This is a genomic window from Mycolicibacterium wolinskyi str. Jessa 2025 (assembly GCF_049241375.1).
In the GTDB taxonomy this organism is placed as follows: domain Bacteria; phylum Actinomycetota; class Actinomycetes; order Mycobacteriales; family Mycobacteriaceae; genus Mycobacterium; species Mycobacterium wolinskyi.
On the sequence record NZ_CP185960.1, the window covers coordinates 4891321 to 4910631 of the forward strand.

The following is a 19311-nucleotide window of genomic DNA, read 5'->3' on the forward strand; positions in this document are numbered from 1 at the left end:
GGCCGCTACGGCTGCTGGGTCATCGCCAGGCAGGTGCCGTAGTGCTCCTCGGTGCACGGGATGCCGTTCACGGTCGCCAGCCCACCCGGTTGCCCACCGATCACCGGGCCACCGGCGCTCGGCGGCAGCACCGGAACGAGCCCGCCGCCCGATGCGCCTTTGACGCACACGCCTTCGAACTTCGACTGAACGGTGCCCGACGGGCAACGCTTGGCCTCGGCCGGTGCCGCGACTGCCACCTGTCCGAGGACCGCTGCGACTGCGAAACCACCAACCAGAACTGCGTGCTTGACCGTCATCACGGGCTAAGCCTACGTCAGTCGTCCGGAATGTCGACGCGTCGCACCACACCGTCGACGGCGTCGGCCGCCTCGATCTCACCGCGCGTGATGCCGAGGATGAACAACACGGTGTCGAGGTAGGGGTGGCTCAGCGATGCGTCGGCGACCTCCCGCAGTGCGGGCTTGGCGTTGAACGCGACACCCAGCCCGGCTGCCGCCAGCATGTCGATGTCGTTGGCGCCGTCACCGACGGCCACGGTCTGCTCCATCGGCACACCGACCTGTTGAGCGAAGTCGCGCAGCGCCTTGGCTTTACCCGGCCGGTCGATGACGGATCCGATCACGCGTCCGGTGAGCTTGCCGTCGACGATCTCGAGTTCGTTGGCCGCGACGTAGTCGAGCATCAACTCGTGCGCGAGTGGCTCGATCACCTGGCGGAAACCGCCGGACACCACGCCGCAGTGAAAGCCCAGCCGCCGCAGGGTTCGGATGGTCGTGCGTGCGCCGGGCGTCAGCTCGAGCTGCTCGGCCACGTCGTCGAGTACCTCGGCAGGCAACCCGGCCAGCGTCGCGACTCGGCGGTGCAACGACTCGGCGAAGTCCAGTTCGCCGCGCATGGCCGCCTCGGTGACCTCGGCGACCGCAGCCTCCGCGCCCACCCGCGCGGCGAGCATCTCGATCACCTCGCCCTGGATCAGCGTGGAGTCGACGTCGAAGACGATGAGCCGCTTGGCCCGGCGCGACAGGCTGTAATCCTCCAGCGCGATGTCGACACCCTCGTCGACCGCGACCTTCGCGAGCGCGGTCTGCAGCTGCCCGTACGCGGCTCCTGACGGCACGGAGACGCGAAGCTCGAGGCCGGTCACCGGATAGTCCGAGACTCCGCGGATGAAGTCGATGTTGACGCCCAGTTCGGCTACTGCCCGGGCCACCACACTGAACGCACCCGCCGTGATGGGGCGGCCCAGCACCACGATCGTGTGCGTGGACGGCTCCCGCATCACCGGAAGGTCGTCGCTGCGCTCGATCACGACGTCGAGACCTACGCCGTGTATGGCGGCCTCGACGTCGCTGCGCAGGCCGTCTCCGTCAGCGATGTCAGCAGGCACCGCGACCAGCACACCCAAGGTGAGCCGGCCGCGGATGACGACCTGTTCGACGTTGCGCAGTTCCACCTTGTGTCGGGACAGCACCTCGAACAGGGCCGAGGTGACGCCTGGTTGATCGACGCCGGTGACGGTGATCAGAACCGATGAGCGCTCGCGCGAAGGACCGATAGGCGAAGGCACCTTCCGACTCACCTCCCCCGGATGCCGCCTACCGTCAACTGGACTTGTCCGCGGTTTCGAGCTCGGGGTGATGCGACCGGCCCACGTGGGCCTCGGCACGCATCCGCTCGACCATGTGCGGGTAGTGCAGCTCGAACGCCGGACGCTCCGACCTGATGCGCGGCAGCTCGGTGAAGTTGTGCCGCGGCGGCGGGCAGGAGGTCGCCCACTCCAGCGAGTTGCCGTAGCCCCACGGATCGTCGACCGTGACCGGCTCGCCGTAGCGCCAGCTCTTGAAGACGTTCCAGGCGAACGGCAGCACCGACACACCGAGGATGAACGCGCCGATGGTCGAGATGACGTTGAGCGTCGTGAACCCGTCGCTGGGCAGGTAGTCGGCGTAGCGACGCGGCATGCCCTCGTCACCCACCCAGTGCTGCACCAGGAACGTGGTGTGGAAGCCGATGAACGTCAGCCAGAAGTGCAGCTTGCCCAGCCGCTCGTCGAGCAGGCGGCCCGTCATCTTCGGGAACCAGAAGTAGATGCCCGCGTAGGTGGCGAACACGATGGTGCCGAAGAGCACGTAGTGGAAGTGCGCGATGACGAAGTAGCTGTCGGTGACATGGAAGTCCAGCGGCGGGCTGGCCAGCAGCACGCCGGACAGGCCACCCAGCAGGAACGTGATGAGGAAGCCGACCGAGAACAGCATCGGTGTCTCGAACGTCAACTGGCCCTTCCACATCGTGCCGATCCAGTTGAAGAACTTGATGCCGGTCGGGACCGCGATCAGGAACGTCATGAACGAGAAGAACGGCAGCAGCACCGCGCCGGTGGCGTACATGTGGTGCGCCCACACCGCGACCGACAGCGCCGCGATGCTGATGGTGGCGTAGATCAGGGTGGTGTAACCGAAGATCGGCTTGCGGCTGAACACCGGGAAGATCTCGGAGACGATGCCGAAGAACGGCAGCGCGATGATGTACACCTCGGGGTGGCCGAAGAACCAGAACAGGTGCTGCCACAACAGCACACCGCCGTTGGCCGGGTCGTAGATGTGCGCACCCAGGTGGCGGTCGGCGGCAAGGCCGAACAGCGCGGCGGTCAGCAGCGGGAAGGCCAGCAGCACCAGGATCGAGGTCACCAGGATGTTCCAGGTGAACACCGGCATGCGGAACATCGTCATGCCGGGTGCGCGCATGCACACCACGGTGGTGACCATGTTGACGCCACCGAGGATCGTGCCGAGGCCACCGACGGCCAGGCCCATGATCCACAGGTCGCCACCGGCACCGGGCGAGTGGATCGCGTCGGTCAGCGGCGAGTACGCCGTCCAGCCGAAGTCAGCAGCACCGCCAGGGGTGATGAAGCCGGCGATCGCGATCAGCGCGCCGAAAAGGAACAGCCAGAACGAGAACGCGTTGAGGCGCGGGAACGCCACGTCGGGCGCACCGATCTGCAGCGGCAACACCAGGTTGGCGAAGCCGAACACGATGGGCGTCGCGTAGAACAGCAGCATCACCGTGCCGTGCATGGTGAACAGCTGGTTGAACTGCTCGTTGGACAGGAACTGCAGACCCGGCATCGCCAGCTCGGTACGCATGAACAGCGCCATCAGGCCACCGATCGCGAAGAACGCGAAGCACGCGACGCAGTACATGATGCCGATCAGCTTGTGATCGGTGGTGGTGATCAGGTTGTAGATCAAGTTCCCCTTGGGGCCCATACGTTCCGGAAACGGACGACGTGCCTCGAGTTCTCCGATTGGGGGCGCTTCGGCTACCAAGAGGTCCTCCAAAGATTCGTCGGGAAATCCCGCTTATCGAACTGAATCCTAACTCTCCCCGCGACATGCGTGCCCGTGGGTCCTACAAAGTGTCGTACTGGCCGGGCCCCTACCCCGGACGAAGCCCTGACCAGCCGCAAGCGGTCGGGTGTTAACGTCGCCCCGTGCTGAGGAACCGCGCACTGGCAAGCGCCCTGTTGACTGTCGCAGCCATGACGCTGGCCAGCGGGTGCGGTTCGGAAGACGCCACGCGGGCGAGCCAGCCGTCGATGACCACCAGCGTGACCAAGATCGCCGACGCCGGCGTCCTCGGCAACCAGCGCAGACCGGACGAGTCCTGTGCACCGGACCCGGCGCCCGCCGACCCGGCGCCCCGCGAGGTCCGCAATGCGAGAGGTGCCGACATCCCCGAGACGACCGAGATGCGCGGCGATCCGCAGCGCATCGTGGTGTTGTCCGGCGACCAGCTCGACGCCCTGTGCGCGCTCGGCCTGCAAGCGCGCATCGTCGCGGCGGCCCTTCCGGACGGTTCGTCCACCCAGCCCTCATACCTGGGCACCGTCGTCCACGAGGTGGCACCGGCGGGCACCCGCGGCGCCCCCGACCTCGCCGCGATCGAGGCGGCGAAACCCGACCTGATCCTGGGGTCGCAGGCCTTGACGCCGTCGTCGTTCGGGGCGCTCGCGGCGATCGCGCCGACCGTGTTCACCGGCACGCCCGGCGCCGACTGGCGCGACACCCTGCGCGCGGTGGGCGCATCGACCGGACGCGCCGGTGCCGCCGACGATCTGATCGAGAAGTTCGACGATGCGGCCCGCAAGACCGGTGCCGACAACGACGCCGCCCACTTCCAGGCATCGGTGGTGCAGCTGACCGAGAACACCGTGCGCGTGTACGGCGCCGACAACTTCCCCGGCAGCGTGCTGGCCGCGGTCGGCCTGGATCGCCCTGCGGCCCAACGGTTCACCGACAAGCCGTACGAGGAGCTCAGCACGTCCGACGCCGACTACTCGATCGCCGACGCCGACATCGTCTACGTCTCGTTCGCGTCTGCGGCGGCCAGGGACAACGCCACCGCGATCCTCGACAGCGACGCGTGGCGCGCGCTGTCGGCCGCGCGCGACAACCGGGTGTTCGTGGTCAACGACGAGGTGTGGCAGACCGGGCAGAACATCGTGGCGGCGCGCGGGATCCTCGACGACCTGCGCTGGGTCAACGCACCGATCAACTAATCTCGCAGCGTGTTCCACGTACTCACCACGACTTACCTGAAGCCGCTCGACGTCGTCGAGCAGACCCGGCCCGCCCATATCGCCTGGCTCAAGGAGGAAGTGGCCGCGGGGCGCATCCTGCTGGCCGGCCGCCAGGAAACCCCGACCGGCGCCGTCCTGATCACCGGCGACATCAGCGCCGAGGAAGCCCAGAGCATCATCGACCGCGACCCCTACACGTTGGCCGGCCTGGTCAGCGTCGAGCGCGTGTCGTTCAACGGATCGTTCCGCGCGCCCAGCCTGTAGCCAGGTAGCCGGGACCAAGGTCACAGCGAAAGCCGGGATTAGCGCTACGCGCCTCGTCGTTTCTCATACGGGCTCTGCTGTGTTCAGCAGGCGCCAGTTAACTGGGCTAATGTCCCCAGAAGTATGCACTGACGACGATAAAAGAGGGCTTTGATGAGCACTGTTTCCGCCTACGCCGCGAACTCGGCGACCGAGCCACTGACCAAAACCACGATCAAGCGCCGCGAGGTCGGCCCGCACGACGTAGCCTTCGACATCCATTTCGCCGGGATCTGCCATTCCGACATCCACACCGTCAAGGGTGAGTGGGGCACGCCCAACTACCCCGTTGTCCCCGGCCACGAGATCGCCGGTGTGGTGACCGAGGTGGGTTCCGAGGTCACCAAGTACAAGGTCGGCGATCACGTCGGCGTCGGCTGTTTCGTCGACTCCTGTCGTGAATGCGACAACTGCAAGGCCGGCCTGGAGCAGTACTGCACCGGTACCGGCATGATCGCCACCTACAACTCGACCGAGCGCGACGGCACCCCGACGTTCGGCGGCTACAGCGGCGCCACCGTCGTCGACGAGAACTACGTGCTGCGCATCCCCGACAGCATTCCGCTCGACGCGGCCGCTCCCCTGCTGTGCGCAGGCATCACCACCTACTCCCCGCTGCGGCACTGGAACGCCGGCCCCGGCAAGTCGGTCGCCGTGATCGGTCTCGGCGGGCTCGGCCACATGGCCGTCAAGCTGGCCAAGGCGATGGGCGCGGAGGTCACCGTGCTGAGCCAGTCACTCAAGAAGATGGAAGACGGCCTGCGTCTGGGCGCCAGCCACTACTACGCGACCGCCGATCCGGACACCTTCAAGAAGCTGCGCGGATCGTTCGACCTGATCCTCAACACCGTGTCGGCCAACCTCGACCTCGGCGCCTACCTCGGCCTGCTCAAGGTCGACGGCACGCTCGTCGAACTCGGTATGCCCGAGCACGCCATGGAGGTGCCGCCGTTCCCGCTGGCCGGTATGCGCCGCAGCCTGTCCGGGTCGATGATCGGCGGCATCGCCGAGACCCAGGAGATGCTCGATTTCTGCGCCGAGCACGACGCGCTGCCCGAGATCGAGGTGATCGCGCCCGACTACATCAACGAGGCCTACGAGCGCGTGCTCGCCAGTGACGTGCGCTACCGGTTCGTCATCGACACCGCATCGCTGCGGGGTTAGTACTCAGACGGTTTCGCGCTCGACGCCGGCCAGGGGCCAACCCGCGGCGGCCAGTTTGGCCGCGACCCGGTTGATGTTCTCCGGGCCGGCGTCGTGGTGCGACACCTCGGCGATGAAGGCCGCGATCTCGTCATGATCGATCGAGCCGTCGACGAGCGCTGTCGAACCGTCGGCGGTGAGATTCCGCACCACCTCTTTGACCTGTTCATCGGTCAACGGGGTGGCGCGCAGCAACGCCAACAGCGGCACGCGGTCGTCGCCGGGGACACCCTCGGGATATCCGGCACGCAACCAGTTCAGGATCGAGATCACCAGCGACTGTGTGGTCACTGCGCCAGTTTGGTGGGTGGGCGATGAGCGCACCACTCGAGGGGCCGACAGTTGGTCGCCCCTTCACCCGTCGTTCACCGCGAGAAACAATCCCGCTGAACACAACCGGTGAAATCACCGCGGTCACCCGGCATCCTCGGCGCGGTGACCCGCGTGATCCGCTTCAACGCCTTCGACATGAACTGCGTCGCCCACCAATCCCCCGGGCTGTGGCGACATCCCGACGATCAGTCCTGGCGCTACAAGGACATCACCTACTGGACCGAGCTTGCGAAGTTGTTGGAGCGCGGTCGATTTGACGGGTTGTTCATCGCGGACGTGCTCGGCACGTACGACGTCTACGGCGCCAGTGACGAGGCCGCCATCCGCCAGGCGGCACAGATCCCGGTGGGCGATCCGATGCTGCTGGTATCGGCCATGGCGCTGGTGACCGAGAATCTGGGCTTCGGCATCACCACCGGCACCGGCTTCGAACATCCGTATCCGTTCGCGCGGCGCATGTCGACGCTCGACCACCTCACCAACGGCCGCATCGGCTGGAACATCGTCACCGGGTATCTGCCTGCCGCGGCCCGCAACATGGGCCAGACCGACCAGCCCGCGCACGACGCACGCTACGACCACGCCGACGAGTATCTCGAAGTGCTCTACAAGCTGTGGGAAGGCTCGTGGGAGGACGACGCCGTCGTGCGCGACGCCGAGCGCGGCGTGTTCACCGACCCGGCCAAGGTGCACCACATCGGCCATGCCGGTGAACATTTCAGCGTTCCGGGCGTTCATCTCGCCGAACCGTCACCGCAGCGCACCCCGGTGATCTATCAGGCCGGCTCGTCGCCACGCGGAGTCCGGTTCGCCGCCGAGAACGCCGAGGCGATCTTCACCGCCGCGCCGACCAAAGCCATTCTGCGGGAGACGGTTTCGACGATCCGCTCCGAGCTCGAGCTGGCCGGCCGCGATCCCTACTCGGCCAAGATCTTCAATCTCACCACCGTCATCACCGGCGAGACCGACGAGGAGGCCCACGCCAAGCACGCCGAGTACCTCTCCTACGGGGATCCGGAGGGCGCACTGGTGTTCATGTCCGGCTGGATGGGCGTGGACCTGGCCCGCTACGGCCTCGACGAGCCGATCGGCAACGTCGACTCCAACGCAATCCTGTCCGCGGTCAAAGCTTTTCAATCCGCTTCGGACAAGGGTGGCGAGTGGAACGTGCGCGATATCGCCGAATGGGGCGAGATCGGTGGCATGGGTCCGCGCATCGTCGGCTCGGGCGTCCGGGTGGCCGACACCCTGCAGGAGTGGGTCGACGAAACCGACGTCGACGGCTTCAACCTCGCCTACGCCATCACGCCCGGCTCATTCGCCGACTTCATCTCCCACGTGGTCCCCGTGCTGACCGCGCGAGGCGCCTACCAGTCCAGCTATGCACCGGGCAGCCTGCGCAACAAACTGCTGGGCCACGGCGACCGGCTCGCCGACGAACACCGCGGGGCCAGTTACCGTGTGGGCGGCCGCAATTCGACGATCATCGAGCGGCCGTCCACGGTGCCGTCGTCATCGGCGTCGACGGCCGCTCAGCCGGCGCGGGGCCGCTGAGCACCGCCGAGCAGACGCGTGGGTACCCGAAAATCGTTGATTTCGGGTACTTACGCGTCTGCTGGCGCTGGAACTAGAAGTCCCAGTCCTCGTCTTCGGTGTTGACGGCCTTGCCGATCACATAGCTCGAACCAGAACCCGAGAAGAAGTCGTGGTTCTCGTCGGCGTTGGGGCTCAGCGCCGACAGGATCGCCGGGTTCACGTCGGTCTCGTCACGCGGGAACAACGCCTCGTAGCCGAGGTTCATCAACGCCTTGTTGGCGTTGTAGCGCAGGAACTTCTTGACGTCTTCGGTGAGCCCGACGCCGTCGTAGAGATCCTGCGTGTACTCGACCTCGTTGTCGTAGAGCTCGAACAGCAGCTCGTACGTGTAGTCCTTGAGCTCCTGGCGCTTGGCCTCGTCGACCAGGGCCAAGCCGCGCTGGAACTTGTAGCCGATGTAATAGCCGTGCACGGCCTCGTCGCGGATGATCAGCCGGATCATGTCGGCGGTGTTGGTCAGCTTGGCCCGGCTCGACCAGTACATCGGCAGGTAGAAGCCCGAGTAGAACAGGAAGCTCTCCAGGAGCGTCGAGGCCACCTTGCGCTTGAGCGGCTCGTCGCCCTTGTAGTACTGCATGACGATCTCGGCCTTGCGCTGCAGGTTCGGGTTCTCCTCCGACCAGCGGAACGCGTCGTCGATCTCGGCGGTCGAGCACAGCGTCGAGAAGATGTTGCTGTAGCTGCGGGCGTGCACGGATTCCATGAACGCGATGTTGGTGTAGACCGCTTCCTCGTGGGGCGTGAGCGCATCCGGGATGAGGCTCACGGCGCCGACGGTGCCCTGGATGGTGTCGAGCAGTGTGAGGCCCGTGAACACCCGCATCGTGAGCTGCTTCTCGTGCTCGGTGAGAGTCCCCCACGACGGGATGTCGTTGGACACCGGGACCTTCTCCGGCAACCAGAAGTTACCGGTCAGCCGATCCCAGACCTCGGCGTCCTTCTCGTCCTGGAGCCGGTTCCAGTTGATCGCTGAGACGCGGTCGATCAGCTTCATGCCTTCGCTCACCAGAACCCCATTCCACCAGGTCGTTGTGTTTGCCGGACGGCACCACCGACACTACCCCTGGGGTCAGCCACCGGCCGTGACCGCAACACCTTGTGTTTTCGTGTCGCGCTCCGTGTCGTAGAAATCGAACTCCGACGGGTCCAGCGAGCGCGTTGCCAACCAGTACTGCCAGGTCATGCCGCTCCAGAGCGTGCGGTTGACGCCGTGCTCGTCGAGGTACCAGCTCCGGCAACCTCCGGTGCTCCACACCGTGCCGGTGAGATCGTGCTGCAGTCCGGCGTTGAACTCGTCCTGCGCGCGGCGGCTCGGCGCGAGCGCGGCGGCGCCGGCCTTGTCGACGGCCGCGATCGCCTGGCCGACATACCGGATCTGCGACTCGATCATGAAGACCACCGAGTTGTGCCCGAGCGCGGTGTTCGGCCCCAGCAGGAAGAACAGGTTGGGCATGCCGGCGACGGCGATGCCGCGGTGCGCCTGGATGCCTTCGCGGTTCCAGCGGTCGACGAGGTCCTCGCCGCCCGCGCCCTTGATGTCGACGTAGGTGTAGGAGTCGGTCACGTGGAATCCGGTCGCCCACACCACGACGTCGACGGGGTGCTCGACGCCGTCGGCGGTGACGATGCCCGTCGGGGTCATCCGGGCGATGCGCTCGGTGATCACCTGCGTCTTCGGGTTCGCGATGCCGCGATAGTAGGTGTCGGAGTTGAGGATTCGCTTGCAGCCCGCGCGGTAGTCCGGGGTGAGCTTGCGGCGCAGCTCGGGGTCTTTGATGCTGCGGTTGATGTTGTAGCGGCCCATCATCTCGCCGATCTTGAGCAGCCGGGGCTGCTTGGTCATGGCGAAGCCGACGCCCTCGTGGATCCAGTAGATCCCCGCACGCAGCAGCGCGCGGGTGCCCGGCACGTAGCTGAACACGCGGCGCAGCCACAGCGGGAACTTGTTGTTGACCCGCGGCATCACCCACGCCGGGGTCCGCTGGTAGAGATGCAGCTCGGCGACGTCCTCGACGATCTCCGGCACGATCTGGATGGCGCTCGCACCGGTGCCGACGACCGCCACCCGCTTACCGCGGATGTCGACACTGTGATCCCATTCCGCGGAATGGAATGCGGCACCGGCGAATTGGTCGCGACCCTCGATATCCGGGATCTGCGGGATGTGCAGGCCACCGGCGCCCGAGACGAGGAACTGTGCGACGTACTCGCGCCCGTCCTTGGTGAACACGTGCCAGCGCAACTCGTCGTCGTCCCAGTGCGCGCGGTCGACGTGCGCGCCGAAGGTGATGTAGCGGCGCAGCCCGTACTTCGCCGTCACGCCGAGCAGGTAATCCTGGATCTCCGGCTGGAAGGACCACATGTAGCTCCAGTCGGCCTTCGGCTCGAACGAGAACGAGTACATGTGCGACGGGATGTCACACGCGCAACCCGGATAGGTGTTGTCGCGCCAGGTGCCGCCGATCTCGTCGGCCTTCTCAAGAATCAGGAAGTCAACGCCGCGCTGTTGCAGCTCGATGGCCATGCCCAGCCCGGAGAAGCCGCTGCCGATGATCAGCGCGCGGGTCTGCACGGGTTGCTGGCTGGCAGCGGCCTGTTCGGCAGCCGTCATAGTCAGATCCTTTCCTGGGAACGCCGGTACCGGCTATTTGCCAGTGTCCGGCCCCAGTGCTCGGCTGTCAACGCGCCGGTGAGGTGGTCGATCAGCCCACGTGTTCGCGGCGCTGCACACCTTCGTGGAGCGGAAGATCGGGGTCGATCCAGATGCCGAGCAGCTCGCAGGTGCCGTTGATCGAGCCGACCATGATCGTGGTCAGGTGCGCGACGAACTCGTCGATCGGCATCCGCCGCGGGCTGTCCTCTTTGGTGCCCAGCCACCAGTCGGTGGCCGACGCCGCGGCGCCGAACGTCGCGAACGCGGCCAGCTCGATCGCCGCCCCGTCGAGTTCCATCTCCCGGAGCTCGTTGGAGAACATGTCGGCCATCGCCAGCGTGATGCCCCGCCCCTCGTTGAGCGCCCGCATGGTCGATTCGCTCTGCTCGGCAAATCGGCCCTGGATCAGGAACCGCAGCACGTTGGGGTGCTGGTCGACAAGCTGCACGTACTGTTCGACGCTGCGCCGGATGACCTCGCGGGCCGGGTCGGCGGCGAGGTTGATCGACGGGAAGATCGCCGACCACAGCATGTCGCGCAGCCGCTCCCCGATCGCCTGGAACAGGTCGGATTTGTCGGCGAAGTGGCGGTAGATCTTCGGTTTCGCAGTCCCGGCTTCTTCGGCGATTTCCCGCAGGCTCAGCTCGGGGCCGAGGCGGTCGATCGCCCGGAACGCGGCGTCGACGATCTCGGACCGCACCTTCTTGCGGTGTTCACGCCAGCGCTCGCTGCGGGCATCGACCTTGACGCCCGCCTCGCTGCTGGAATGTGTCCTCGACCCTCGTCGCACGCGATCACTGTACTCGCCTGGTGGCGCTGACCTGCTCAGACCGCGCAGTAACACGCCTGACGGTGCCGCTGACCCGGGGATTTCTCCCGGCAAGCTGGGTACATCTTGCTTGGGTACTATCTCTGCGACACTCAACGAACGAGACGAGGCTCATGACGCAGCGATACGACCTGGTCATCGCCGGAGGTGGCCCATCGGGGTCGGCCGCCGCATGGCAGGCCGCTCAGACCGGCGCCAAGGTGGTCGTCCTGGACAAAGCGGAGTTTCCCCGCGACAAGCCGTGCGGCGACGGACTGACCGCACGCGCGGTGAGCTATCTGCAGAAGATGGGACTGGCCGACGAGGTCGCCACCTATCACCGGGTCAACCGGGTGACGGTGTTCAGCCCGAGCGCGTGGGAGCTGTCGTTCCCGCGGCGCCCCGGGATGCCCGATCACGGCCATACCGTCAGCCGGACCCATCTGGACACGGTGTTGCTCAAGCACGCCGAATCGGCTGGCGCCGAGGTGCGCCAGGGCGCCGAGGTGGCCGGGCCCGAGTTCGACGCCAACGGCCGCGTCGTCGGCGTGGTGCTCAAGAGCGGTGAGAAGGTGTTCGGCGACGCCGTCATCGCCGCCGACGGCGCCTACTCCCCGATCAAGCGCGCGCTCAAGATCGACTCGGAGTACAACGGCTACTCCGCGATCGCGATCCGCTCGGAGATGCACGCCAACCGTGCCGATTCGGACAGCCTCGACATCTACCTCAAGCTGATGTTCCAGGGCGACCAGCTGCCCGGCTACGGCTGGGTGTTCCCGATGGGCAACGGCATCTTCAACATCGGCCTCGGCTATGTGAACTCCTACAAGAACTGGCAGTCGATCAACGCCACCCAGTTCCTCGGCGAGTTCCTGCGGACCCTGCCCGCCGAGTGGGAGCTGCCGCCGATCGAAGAGCTCAAGAAGAACAAGAGCGTGCGGGCATGGCGATTGCCGATGGGCTTCACGGCATGGCCGCCATGGCGTCCGGGTGTGCTGTTCACCGGCGACTCGCTGGGTGCGGGCAAGCCGGCCTCGGGCGCAGGCATCTCCAAGGCGCTCGAGTCCGGGCTGGCCGCCGGTGAGTGCGCGATCGCGGCGCTGCAGAACGGCGGGCCAGACGACTTCACGAACTACGCGCAGCGCATGGAAGCCGCGTGGGGTCGGGAGTACCGGCGTGGCCGCTACATGCACAAGCTGATCGGCTACCCGAAGCTGGCAGATGCCGGCGTCAAGCTGATCGACAACGCCGCGTTCCGCGACCGGATGCTCAAGGCTCTCTACAAGAAGGCCCAGGGCCCACAGCACACCATCAAGTAGCCGTCTGTGCCGAATGGCCAGTTGTGACACGCTTTTTCGTTTTCTGCGTGTCATGACTGGCCATTCGTCTATGTCAGCCCTGCGGCCGCCTCGAGCAGGCCTGCCTGCGTCGCCAGCAGGCCGGCGTCGTCGCCACGATCGTGCGGGACGGTGGCGCACAGCGCGACTCGCTCGCGCCACGATCGGCCCGGCAGCGCAACGGCCGTCCCGCACAACCCGACCGCCGCTTCCTGCCTGCTGAAGGCTTGGCCGGTACGGCGAATGGTGGCCAACTCGTCGAGCAGACCGGTCACCGTGTCGATGGTCCACGGGGTGACCTTGGCGAGCTGCTGCGCCGGGTACAGGGCGCGCACCTGATCGTCGGTGAGCTGGGACAGCAACAACTTGCCCGCCGAAATGGCATGTGCCGGACGCAAATACCCCTGTTGCAGCGTCGCGCGCACGGGCCGGTCAGGCTCTATCCCGTCGAAGAACAGCACTTGGGTGCCCACCAGGGTCGCGACGTGGACGGTCTCGCCGGTGAGGTCGACGGCACGCCGCAGCACGGGCAGCAGGCGCGTGCGGTCATCGAGGTCGAGTCCACGCGGGCGAGCCAGGTCGAGCAGCACCGGTCCGGGAAAATACCCGCGGCCCGTCGGCCCAAGGATCACGATGCCCCTGTTGCGCAGGGTGTTGAGGATGCGGTACGCGCTCGAGCGCGAGCACGACAGTTCCCGCGCCACCGACGTGACGTTGATGCTGTCGGAGTTGACGAACATCGTCATCACCCGCAGGCCGGAATCCAGCGAGGACAGATGCTCGCCGATGGGTTCGACGTCGATGCTCAGCTCCTCACTTGTCCCGGTATTAGGAACAAAAAAGTGTCTCAATCGGCCGATGGCGCTTATTAGTCCCGTATCGCGAGACTTCTGGCGCTCACTATAGAGACGGCGCCTCACTCTGTGCCCTACTTGAGGCCTTGTTCACAGGCTCTTGTTCTCAGAAAGGCCACGCCATGCCGTCGTCACCGATTCGCGTGCAATCGGTCATCGACGACACCCCCATGAATCTCAAGCGCTGGGGTGTCGTCGGCTTGTGTTTCGCCATCGCCCTCCTCGACGGCTTCGACACCCAGTCGATCGCGTTCATCGGATCGTCGATCGCCGAGGAATTCTCCATGGCGACCGCCGAGATGACCGCGGTGATCACCGCGAGCACGGTCGGCATGGCTCTGGGCGCCATCACGCTCGGATCGATCGGTGACCGCATCGGCCGCAAGCGGGCAATCCTGTTGGCGCTCTCGATCTTCGGCGTCTTCTCGCTGCTCGGCGCGTTCGCGCAGGCCCCGTGGCAGATCGTGCTGCTGCGGTTCCTCATCGGCCTGGGCATGGGTGGTGCGACGCCGTCACTGCTGGCTCTCGCGGCGGAATACAGCCCCGAGCGGTCCCGGAAACTGTCGATGACGCTGGTCTTGTTGGGCCTGCCCGGCGGCGCGATGCTCGGCGGCGTGGTGGCGGCGGCCTGGCTTCCGGCCCTCGGCTGGCGCGGCATCTTCCTCCTCGGCGGCCTGCTGCCGCTGCTTCTGCTGGCCATCGTCGTCGTCTTCCTGCCCGAGTCCCCGAGTTATCTCGCGACCCGCGATGACGCCGCGAGCCAGGACAAAGCCCGCGATCTGCTGCGCCGGATCACCGGGGCGTCCATCCCCGACGACGTGATCCTCGCGGCCGAGCAGCGCGAGCAGAATGCCGGCTCGGTCCGCGCGCTGTTCGCCTCGGACTACCGCACCTCGACCATCACGATCTGCGCGATCTATCTCGCGAACTGGATCGCGTGGTTCCTGCTGCTGCAGTGGACCCCGACGGCCCTGCACCAGGCCGGGCTGTCGAAAGAACAGGCCGCATCGGGCACCATCGTGGTCAACGGCGCGTTCATCGTCTTCTCGTTCCTGGTAACCGCATTGCTGTCCCGCGTGCCGATCCGCCGGCTGCTGCTCGGCATGTTCGGCCTCGGGATCGCCGTGGCGCTGGGCCTCGCGGTGAGTGGCTCGAACTGGACGTTGACGTTCGCCTTGATCGCGGTGGCCGGGCTCGGCATCGGCGGTCAACAGCTGGTGCTGAATTACCTGATCGCCGAGACGTATCCGACTCAGCTGCGCGGCACCGCAACCGGCTTCTCCATCGGCGTGGGCCGCACCGGTTCGATCATCGGTTCAGCACTCGGCGGCTGGCTGCTGGGCAGCTTCGGAGTGGGCGGCTACTTCGGCTTGATCGCCGTCCCGCTGGCCATCGCTGCGCTCGCGACGTTGATGCTGCGCCCGCAGCACCGCGGCGTGTCCTCGCCCGAGGCAACCGATGAGTCCGCGGTCACGGTGGAGAGCCGGTGATGCGCTTCACGGGCAAGGTTGCCGTTGTCACGGGTGCGGCGCAGGGTATCGGCAAAGGCGTCGCGTGCGGTATCGCCGCGGAGGGCGGAGCCGTGGTGCTCGCCGACAGATCCGACCGCGTCCACGGTGCCAGTGACGAGATCTCATCGGCGGGCAGCGCAGCGCGCGGTTTCGTGTGTGATCTCGAAACCTACAGCGGCGCATGCGATCTGATGCAGTTCGCGATCGCCGAGTTCGGCCGGATCGACATTCTGGTCAACAATGTCGGCGGGACCATCTGGCGAAAACCGTACGAGTTCTACGAGGAGCACCAGATCCTCGCCGAACTGCATCGCTCGCTGTTGCCGACGCTGTGGTGTACGCGCGCGGCCCTGCCGTCCATGATCGAACGTGGCCACGGAGTCATCGTCAACGTGTCGTCGAACGCGACCCGCAGCATCAACCGCGTGCCGTATGCGGCCGCAAAGGGCGGCGTCAACGCGCTCACCGCGTCGCTCGCGTTCGAAGCGGCGAGCAAGGGCATTCGCGTCGTCGCCACCGCCCCCGGCGGAACCGCGGCACCGCCCGGCGGCATTCCCCGCAATCCCGATCCGCTGACCGACGACGAGATCCGCTGGCATGAGGAAACCGTCGTGCAAAGCACCCAGAGCACGTTCCTCAAGCGGTACAGCAGCATCGAAGAGCAGGTGGCGCCAATCCTTTTCATGGCATCCGACGACGCCAGCTACATCACCGGCACCGTGCTGGAAGTCAGCGGCGGCGATCGGGGCTGAGCGCGTACCGGACGTTCTCGGCGACGGGCACAAAGCCGATGCGTTTGTAGACGCCGTTGGACACGGCGTTTGCGGCATCGGCGAACAGCACGACATCGCTCACCCCGCGGTCACGCGCGAACTGCGCTGCCGCGGAGGTGACCGCGGCGGCATAGCCGTGGCCGCGATGTTCGCTGGGCGTGTAGACCGGGCCGATGCGCGACGTGCCGAGCACGGCCGGATGCAGCCGCGCCATGCTGACCGGCACATCTCCGGCAAACCACAACAGGACGTGGCCGCCGGCAGCGCGAACCGATGCGAGCATGCCGCGGTTCGCCTCGATGTTCGGCTCGGCGCCGAACGCATCGACGTAGAACGCGTCGAGCCAATGTTCGAAGAGCTCGGCGTCAGGATCTGCCGCGAGCCGCCAGTTGCCGGCGACCCCGGTCGGCGGCGTGAGCGCGCCCAAGCGATACAGCACGTCTTCCGACGACCTGCGGGCCGCAACCCCGGTGACCGCACGCCAAGCCCGGGTGAAAGCCGTTGCGTTAGCGGGGGTTCCGCGCACACCCAACAGCTGAGCATTTGCTGACGCGAGTGCATCGGCCGCCGACCGCGAGGCGTCCGGAGGCAGACCGCTGACCAACAGCACCGACTCGCGTATCTGCACGGCCGCACCGGCGACGGTGCCACCGTTCGACACCGAGAGCAGGACTTGATCTGCCGGCCATGGCTCGGTGCGCAGCGTCGTCAGCTCGGAGGTGAACAGCACCGGGTCCGCGCCGTACAGCGCACCGGTTACCGCGCCGAAGTCGCTCGGTGACGAATGCAGATGGGCGATCATGCACTCGAGCGTGACAACTCGCGGCGTGGGTCTCCAGTGATTTTCGCCGGCAAGTCCTCGGTGTCAGCCGAACAACTGCCCGACTTTGAGCAGCAGTTGGTAGGCGCCGTATCCGAACGGCACCACGACCCACAGCCATGCGAGCGCGATGTAGGCCTTGGGGACCGTCGGTGTGTACTCGTGATACTCGACAGCAGGCTCGTTCACCGGGCCACCTCCTTCGCGACGGACTTCGCCGGATTGCCTTCCGGTTCATGCCATTTCGAGGACACCGGGCGGATCAGCTCATTGCACACCAGCGCGATCACGAGCAGGCCGATCATGATCGAGAACGACACGGTGTAGAGCGCCGGGCCGTCTTTGCCCGCCGCGGCCTGACTGTCGGCGACCGAGTTCACGATGATCGGTCCGAGAATTCCCGCTGCCGACCACGCGGTGAGCAGCCGGCCGTGGATCGCGCCGACCTGGAACGTGCCGAACAGATCCCGCAGATACGCGGGGACGGTGGCGAAACCCGCACCGTAGAACGACAGGATCAGGATGGTGGCGATCAGGAAGATCAGCTTGTTGGAGTTCTCCATCACCGTGATCGTCAGGTAGAGCAGCGCACCCACACCCAGGTAGAGCCGGTAGGCGTTCTTGCGGCCGATCACATCCGACAGGCTCGACCAGCCGATACGGCCGAGCATGTTGCCCAGCGACAGCATCGCCACATATCCGGCCGCCGCGGCAGCCAACGCACCCGCCGCCGCGCCCGCCATCGGGAAGTAGTCCTGGTAGATCGGCGAGGCCTTCTCCAGGATGCCGATGCCGGCAGTCACGTTGAAGCACAAGACCACCCACAGCAGCCAGAACTGTGGGGTCTTGACCGCGTTGCCTGCCGATACCTGCCCGCCGGTCACGATCGACCCCGCCTGCACCGGCGGTGGCGTCCAGCCCGTCGGCCGCCAATCCGGCCGGGGCACCCGCACGAGGAGCCAGCCCAACGACATGAAGACCGCATACGCCAATCCATGTACGACAAAGGTTTTCGCGATCCCGGCGGTGTCGGTGCCGAACGCGCCCAGCATCGCCGTCGACCACGGTGACGCGATGAGCGCGCCGCCGCCGAAGCCCATGATCGCCAGCCCGGTCGCCATTCCCGGCTTGTCCGGGAACCACTTGATCAGCGTGGAAACCGGCGAGATGTAACCGATGCCCCAACCGATCCCGCCCAACACGCCGTAGCCCAGCAGCACCAGCCAGTACTGGCCCAGGGCAAGCCCGGCGGCACCGACGAGCCATCCACCGCAGAAGCAGCACATCGCCGCGAACATGGCCATCCGCGGCCCGTTGCGGTCGACCCAAGTGCCGAAGACCGCCGCCGACAGCCCGAGCATGACGATCCCGATCGTGAACGGCAGGGCGCTCAGCGTGCCGGAGATGCCGAGCGCTCCCTCGAGCGGCTTCTTGAACACGCTCCACGAATAAGCCGCGCCGACGGACAGATGGATCGACAATGCCGCCGGCGGCACCAGCCATCGACTCCAACCCGGCGGCGCGATGATGCGCTCGCGGCTGAAGAAGGGCGCCGTGGTCGGTGCGGTGGACGTCGATGCGGTGGACACTGTCATCTTGGGCCTTTCCTTGCCTGACGACGCCCGTGCTGCCACCGCGAGCGCCACACCCGCCACGACGTGGTCGGGGACACATGAAGCGATTCCTCGACGGACCTTAGCGAACGCCCGCCGGTTTTGAAACGTTTCACGGAAATTGCCGACGCAAGCGGTCATGACCTGTGCAAATCCGCCACTTCGCTTCCCTCGGAAGCCATCTGGCTGATCAGCGTCGACCGCGTTGAGTTCGACTCGGCTTACGGGCGACCTTCCCCGCCGCGGCGCGGGCAGCCTGCTTCGCCAGCGTCTTCTCCCGTGCGGTGCGTTTCGGAGCGGGCTCGGCCTGCCCCCGCGACGAACTCGGTTTGCGGCCACGCACAACACCGATGAACTCCTCGACGAGCGGCGACTGCGGGCCCTCCGGGAAAGCCAGCGCGACGGGGCACGCGGGCGCGTCGGTGATCGGGCGGTATGTGAGGTCTTTGCGGTGATACAGCCGCGCCAGCGACTGCGGTACGACGAGCACGCCCATTCCAGCGGCAACGAGTTCTATTGCGTCCTTCGTGGTGTCGGGTCGGTGCTCAAGCGGGGAACCCGGGGCCGACCAGGTGACGACGTTGTCGAGCGGAAGCAACGTCGACTCACCGTCGAGGTCCGCGGCGGTGATCTCATCATCGGCAGTGAGAAGGTGATCGGTCGGCACCACGGCCACCGTCGTCTCCTCATACAGCGGGATGACGGCAAGCCCCGATGTGTCGGCGGGCAGCCGCAACAACGCCACGTCGACGGTGCCGGCCCGCACCGCGTCTGCCGCATCGGCCGCCTCCACGGCGCACAACTGCAGGGGAACGTTGGGATGGCGCTCCGCCCAGATCCGGGCCCACTTCGCGGGCGTCCCGCCCGGGACGTACCCGAGGGTGAGCGACGACTGGGTCACCGCCTCAGGCTACCGATAGGC

The 19311-nt window shown here is 66.5% G+C and carries 19 protein-coding genes; 7 read left to right on the forward strand and 12 right to left on the reverse strand.

The genetic code is table 11. From position 1 onward, the window contains the following. Positions 1-5: 5 nt before the first annotated feature. Genes ACOI2T_RS24225 through ctaD form a run of 3 tightly spaced genes read right to left on the reverse strand, consistent with a single transcriptional unit; the run spans position 6 to position 3332 of the window. On the reverse strand, positions 6-299 hold the full coding sequence (locus ACOI2T_RS24225; protein WP_409505487.1) for a hypothetical protein: 294 nt from the start codon (positions 297-299) through the stop codon (positions 6-8). A 17-nt stretch (positions 300-316) separates the two neighbouring features. After that, positions 317-1570, reverse strand: a complete 1254-nt coding sequence (gene serB, locus ACOI2T_RS24230) for a phosphoserine phosphatase SerB (protein WP_085145206.1) — start codon at positions 1568-1570, stop codon at positions 317-319. 34 nt (positions 1571-1604) lie between these two features. Continuing rightward, positions 1605-3332 (reverse strand): aa3-type cytochrome oxidase subunit I, encoded by a 1728-nt coding sequence (gene ctaD, locus ACOI2T_RS24235; RefSeq protein WP_067857392.1) that lies wholly within the window; start codon positions 3330-3332, stop codon positions 1605-1607. Positions 3333-3496: 164 nt separating this feature from the next. Between ctaD and ACOI2T_RS24240 the strand changes: the two genes are divergently transcribed. The 3 genes from ACOI2T_RS24240 to ACOI2T_RS24250 all read left to right on the forward strand — a co-directional run bounded on the left by ACOI2T_RS24240 (position 3497) and on the right by ACOI2T_RS24250 (position 6052). Beyond that, positions 3497-4564 (forward strand): iron-siderophore ABC transporter substrate-binding protein, encoded by a 1068-nt coding sequence (locus ACOI2T_RS24240; RefSeq protein WP_409505488.1) that lies wholly within the window; start codon positions 3497-3499, stop codon positions 4562-4564. Positions 4565-4573: 9 nt separating this feature from the next. Next, positions 4574-4849, forward strand: a complete 276-nt coding sequence (locus ACOI2T_RS24245; protein ID WP_067857267.1) for a YciI family protein — start codon at positions 4574-4576, stop codon at positions 4847-4849. 153 nt (positions 4850-5002) lie between these two features. Continuing rightward, positions 5003-6052, forward strand: coding sequence for an NAD(P)-dependent alcohol dehydrogenase (locus ACOI2T_RS24250; protein ID WP_085145203.1), 1050 nt, complete (start codon positions 5003-5005; stop codon positions 6050-6052). A gap of 3 nt (positions 6053-6055) precedes the next feature. On the opposite strand, the gene ACOI2T_RS24255 is transcribed toward ACOI2T_RS24250, so the two are convergent. Then, entirely contained in the window at positions 6056-6382 is a 327-nt protein-coding gene (locus ACOI2T_RS24255; protein ID WP_085145202.1) for a DUF3349 domain-containing protein, read from the reverse strand. A 144-nt stretch (positions 6383-6526) separates the two neighbouring features. On the opposite strand from ACOI2T_RS24255, the gene ACOI2T_RS24260 reads away from it, so the two are divergent. Next, positions 6527-7978: an LLM class flavin-dependent oxidoreductase gene (locus tag ACOI2T_RS24260; protein WP_085145492.1), complete on the forward strand. Its 1452-nt coding sequence runs from the start codon at positions 6527-6529 to the stop codon at positions 7976-7978. 73 nt (positions 7979-8051) lie between these two features. Here the strand turns inward: ACOI2T_RS24260 and nrdF are convergent, their stop codons facing one another. The 3 genes from nrdF to ACOI2T_RS24275 all read right to left on the reverse strand — a co-directional run bounded on the left by nrdF (position 8052) and on the right by ACOI2T_RS24275 (position 11463). Beyond that, complete coding sequence (gene nrdF, locus ACOI2T_RS24265) at positions 8052-9014, reverse strand: class 1b ribonucleoside-diphosphate reductase subunit beta (protein WP_067857259.1); 963 nt, start codon at positions 9012-9014, stop codon at positions 8052-8054. 75 nt (positions 9015-9089) lie between these two features. Beyond that, entirely contained in the window at positions 9090-10631 is a 1542-nt protein-coding gene (locus ACOI2T_RS24270) for a flavin-containing monooxygenase (protein ID WP_409505489.1), read from the reverse strand. Positions 10632-10722: 91 nt separating this feature from the next. Further along, positions 10723-11463, reverse strand: coding sequence for a TetR/AcrR family transcriptional regulator (locus ACOI2T_RS24275; RefSeq protein WP_067857253.1), 741 nt, complete (start codon positions 11461-11463; stop codon positions 10723-10725). A gap of 152 nt (positions 11464-11615) precedes the next feature. Here ACOI2T_RS24275 and ACOI2T_RS24280 point away from each other — a divergent pair, with 152 nt between their 5' ends. Then, complete coding sequence (locus tag ACOI2T_RS24280; protein ID WP_067857251.1) at positions 11616-12800, forward strand: NAD(P)/FAD-dependent oxidoreductase; 1185 nt, start codon at positions 11616-11618, stop codon at positions 12798-12800. A gap of 68 nt (positions 12801-12868) precedes the next feature. Here the strand turns inward: ACOI2T_RS24280 and ACOI2T_RS24285 are convergent, their stop codons facing one another. Next, positions 12869-13669 (reverse strand): IclR family transcriptional regulator, encoded by an 801-nt coding sequence (locus ACOI2T_RS24285; RefSeq protein WP_409505490.1) that lies wholly within the window; start codon positions 13667-13669, stop codon positions 12869-12871. 125 nt (positions 13670-13794) lie between these two features. On the opposite strand from ACOI2T_RS24285, the gene ACOI2T_RS24290 reads away from it, so the two are divergent. Next, on the forward strand, positions 13795-15162 hold the full coding sequence (locus ACOI2T_RS24290; RefSeq protein ID WP_409505491.1) for an MFS transporter: 1368 nt from the start codon (positions 13795-13797) through the stop codon (positions 15160-15162). Further along, positions 15162-15935, forward strand: a complete 774-nt coding sequence (locus tag ACOI2T_RS24295) for a 1,6-dihydroxycyclohexa-2,4-diene-1-carboxylate dehydrogenase (protein ID WP_409505550.1) — start codon at positions 15162-15164, stop codon at positions 15933-15935. Before ACOI2T_RS24290 ends, ACOI2T_RS24295 begins: the two co-directional genes overlap by 1 nt. Here the strand turns inward: ACOI2T_RS24295 and ACOI2T_RS24300 are convergent. From ACOI2T_RS24300 to ACOI2T_RS24315, 4 genes are all read right to left on the reverse strand, one after another. Then, entirely contained in the window at positions 15913-16758 is an 846-nt protein-coding gene (locus tag ACOI2T_RS24300; RefSeq protein WP_409505492.1) for a GNAT family N-acetyltransferase, read from the reverse strand. The two genes, ACOI2T_RS24295 and ACOI2T_RS24300, sit on opposite strands and share 23 nt — an antisense overlap. Before the next feature lie 63 nt (positions 16759-16821). Next, a complete protein-coding gene (locus ACOI2T_RS24305; RefSeq protein WP_110775112.1) occupies positions 16822-16965 on the reverse strand; it encodes an MFS transporter small subunit in 144 nt (47 codons plus the stop codon). Next, positions 16962-18371, reverse strand: a complete 1410-nt coding sequence (locus ACOI2T_RS24310; RefSeq protein WP_409505493.1) for an OFA family MFS transporter — start codon at positions 18369-18371, stop codon at positions 16962-16964. Before ACOI2T_RS24310 ends, ACOI2T_RS24305 begins: the two co-directional genes overlap by 4 nt. Before the next feature lie 208 nt (positions 18372-18579). Next, entirely contained in the window at positions 18580-19290 is a 711-nt protein-coding gene (locus ACOI2T_RS24315) for a LysR family substrate-binding domain-containing protein (protein ID WP_409505494.1), read from the reverse strand. Positions 19291-19311 lie beyond the last annotated feature (21 nt).